Origin of the sequence: Photorhabdus akhurstii, from assembly GCF_018448925.1 — a bacterium.
Lineage (GTDB): Bacteria > Pseudomonadota > Gammaproteobacteria > Enterobacterales > Enterobacteriaceae > Photorhabdus > Photorhabdus akhurstii.
Map to the genome: position 1 here is coordinate 1 of NZ_RCWE01000061.1, position 3495 is coordinate 3495.

The 3495-nt window shown below is 36.5% G+C and carries 4 protein-coding genes; 2 read left to right on the forward strand and 2 right to left on the reverse strand.

Translation table 11 applies throughout. The features are described 5' to 3' along the window. Together EAE93_RS23510 and EAE93_RS23515 are read left to right on the forward strand one after the other, a co-directional pair. The coding region (locus EAE93_RS23510) for a phage tail protein (RefSeq protein ID WP_214040691.1) at positions 1-1062 on the forward strand (1062 nt) is incomplete at its 5' end. Further along, positions 1062-1697 carry a tail fiber assembly protein gene (locus EAE93_RS23515; RefSeq protein WP_214040692.1) on the forward strand — a complete coding sequence of 212 codons (636 nt, stop codon included), beginning with the start codon at positions 1062-1064 and terminating at the stop codon, positions 1695-1697. The genes EAE93_RS23510 and EAE93_RS23515, both read left to right, overlap by 1 nt. Before the next feature lie 430 nt (positions 1698-2127). On the opposite strand, the gene EAE93_RS24890 is transcribed toward EAE93_RS23515, so the two are convergent. Continuing rightward, positions 2128-2469 (reverse strand): tail fiber assembly protein, encoded by a 342-nt coding sequence (locus EAE93_RS24890; protein ID WP_110085696.1) that lies wholly within the window; start codon positions 2467-2469, stop codon positions 2128-2130. Between the two features lie 9 nt (positions 2470-2478). Beyond that, positions 2479-3495 (reverse strand): pyocin knob domain-containing protein (locus EAE93_RS24895; RefSeq protein WP_250151173.1); only part of this gene is annotated, 1017 nt, incomplete at its 5' end.

Genomic DNA, 3495 nt, shown 5'->3' on the forward strand with positions numbered 1-3495 from the left:
CTTGGTTTGATGGAAACGGTGAATTTGGCGAAAAATGCTCTTCCTAAAGACTCAGCTGAATCATTCACATCAGGCAATCACAATATTAAAACAGGTGGAAATTATTCCAGTTTGTCACTAACAAAGGGAGATGGCCGATATGTTTTAGTAGAAACCACTTCTCATGAAGAAAGTTCTTTTTGTGCAATAGGATATCGTGAGCCCGACTCCTCAAATATAAATGTTGTTCACTTCCCTAGAAAGAACGGCTATGTTGCAATAGCGAATGAGCACTATTCTAAATCAGAGTCTGACAGTCGATTTATTCAGTTAAATACCAATACAAAAACATCAGGTTATATATTAGCTAAAACCGCAAACTATTATGATGATCCTAATTCACGTCATTTGGGGCGTTCGGGATTTTTGAGGCCCAATGGAATTGATAATCTGGGGGCATTAGCAATTCATATCGCTCATCCTGACGTTGATAGCTCTCAGCACGCTCGCGGGCTTTCTTTCGGGTATGGGGGTTATTCAGAAGCATTCAGTATTTCTACTTACGCTTTCGATGAAAGTGGTAACTTCAGGGGAAAACGTAAGATATTAACAGAGGACGATATTCTTGTTGGTATTCCGCTACCGTGGTCTAAGTCAACTGCACCAGCAGGTTATCTTATTTGTAGTGGTCAGCAGTTTGACAAATCTGTATACCCTAAATTAGGGGAAGCATATCCCTCTGGTACACTCCCTGATTTACGTGGTGAGTTTATTCGAGGTTGGGATAATGGGAGAAGTATTGATTCTGGGCGGGAGATATTATCTCATCAGAATTCAACAAAGTTACCTAATCTTTACACCCATGCAACCTCTGAAAATATAGGATTACTGGTATCTCCTCCTATTAATCGTTTTTCAAATAATTATCCATCAGAAATTATGGCTAGTGATTTTGAGGAAATAGAACTCGGGAGCGGACAATATTTTTCGACCCAATTAAATCCTACTGGTACAGTTTCATTATCTACATTTAGAGTACGTCCCCGTAATATCGCATTTAACTACATAGTGAGAGCAGCGTAATGACAACACAGAAACAAAAATATTCCCTAGAACCAGAAACTGCAATATTGGGAAATGACGGATTAGCAACCAAGGCTGGCTGGTTGATAATCTACCATGCAGAACCTTATTCCAGAGAATTTATTGGTGCCAGACCAGAATATTTAATGGAAGGAGTGGGACTTCCTGCCAATTCTTATCCAGATGCCCCAAAACTTCCAGATTCTGATAGTATGGCTGTTTGCCGCAGCGAAGATAAAAGTTGTTGGCAAATTGTACCTGATTACCGAGGAAAAATAGTTTATAACACGCAAACCTTAGCACAATATGAAATTACTTCGTTAGGTGAACTACCAGAATATCTGACATTCAAACAACCTGTCACTGATTTTGATAAATGGGATGGTAAACAGTGGGTAACTGACAAATATGCTATAAAGGATAGCCAGATTAAACAGGCAGAGCAGCAGCGGATAGCACTATTACGACAAGCGAATGAAAAAATTACATTATTACAACATGCTGTAGATATTAAATTGGCCTCAGAAAAAGAAAAGTTATTGTTGTTAGATTGGAAAAAGTATTTAGTATTACTGAGTCGTGTTGACATTTCATCAGCGCCAGATAATATTAATTGGCCTGAAAAACCAGAATAAATAATAACGGCCTGTTTTTCAGGCCGTAGATTTAAGGCTTATAAACTAATTTGCAAGCATTTATTATTTCTGAAACAATTTTTTACATTAAATTCATTAATGGCTTTTTCAGAAAACGTTTTTAATTATTGAAATAAGGAACTTACAATTAATTTAAGAACAATATGTATTTATATTTAATTACATATTGTTGTAATTAAACCAGTAGTACTCAATGTCTCTTGGTAGTTCACAAAAATCACTAATAATGACAATAAAATCATAAACAATCATTTTTCTGCAATAATAATTGATGACCATACAATCAGCGATATTATTTAGAGTATAGAATGGAAAAATTTAAATTATATAAATAGCCAACTCAACATATCTGGCTATTTATATATGGGAATATTAAATTAACAAATTATCACCATGAAAATGATTCGTTTTATTCTGGTTGCTCTGGCCATTCAATATCTTGTGCCGTGGTATTCATTCGATTTAACGCGACGCGATATTTTTTCCACTCCATCAACATTGTTATTTCGTTATCAGTAGCAATGCCTAAATCAATAGCATCTTGTAATGGTGCCATTTTAATTGTCGCTTGTTCCAATAAATAATATTGTTGGCGGTGATAGGCTTTATTTTTCTGTTCGATAATGGCCTTCTGATATAATGATTGAGCCTCTTGAGCACTGAACCCCATAGAGATTAATTGATGGGGTTCAGCTGGCACATTAACATATTCATAGCCATTTTTATCTATTAATTTATTTAATTTTATCATATATCCTCATTATGGTTTCTTTTGATAGCGCGAATCATATTCCAGAGAATAAGGTGTTGTATTATCATTATATTCTTCGCCTAATAGTGGATCGTTAATGGCTAACGATTTCACCATCCATTTCATTTCACGCTTAAGATCTGCACTTGACCACTGATATATTTCAACCTCTCCTTCTTCACGTGAATAATGAATTGGTTGGAAATTACTGGTCGTAAAATAGGTTAAACCACCACGTAAATAACAACCACTATAAACGTAACAATCTACAACATCACCAGATTTAACATCACCATAGATAGGATATTTACCATCAACGGGTCTAGCGATGCTTATCATGGCGTAGTGGATCGCTTTTATTGTTTTACGATAGGTTTGATTTATGCGTTTAATATTTAAATATTGTGCATCACCACCCCACCGATGCTCTCCCCCCTCTATTTGTGCAAGTAATCCAGCAACATGTGTCACACCTTCACCGAATGGTTTTTTTTCTGCATCATATGGATAGGGCCTATGAAGAGTTAACCAAGAATTCGCTCCAACATTAGGTGGAAAGTCCCACCAAACTGGATAATAGCGGTCAGTACTTAGGCCAGTAAGATCAATCTTAGTGGTGTAACGTGGTTCACTCAGAATATCCGACGTAGTAGGTTTATTGAGCGTATTATATTCTTGTGCCCAAGGTGTCCACGGTAAATTGTGATATTGGCTGCGTGTATATATCCGGCTACTGTTATAAACAAAATAACGCTGAATGATCCCAGCAGCTTGTAAAACGACAAGTGAACCAGCAAGCAACTCAGGGTAGTTAGCACCATTTTGAGCATAAATATTGTAATCTTGGAAATAAATCCCTGGTATTTTGTAGTTATCCAAATTTGCCTTATCACCCAAATAAACAGCCTGTCCATGAAAAATATCCTGAGACGTAATATTGATATCCTCAGTCAGAACTTTGCCATTTACTTTTCGACTATTCGGTACTGCTCCCTGAGCCAAATTCACCGTTTCCATCAAACCAAG

Bases quoted from the DNA above. Each gene is read 5' to 3' on its own strand.
- EAE93_RS24890 (WP_110085696.1), bottom strand. From the start codon at position 2,469: ATGATAAAATTAAATAAATTAATAGATAAAAATGGCTATGAATATGTT.
- EAE93_RS23515 (WP_214040692.1), top strand. From the start codon at position 1,062: ATGACAACACAGAAACAAAAATATTCCCTAGAACCAGAAACTGCAATA.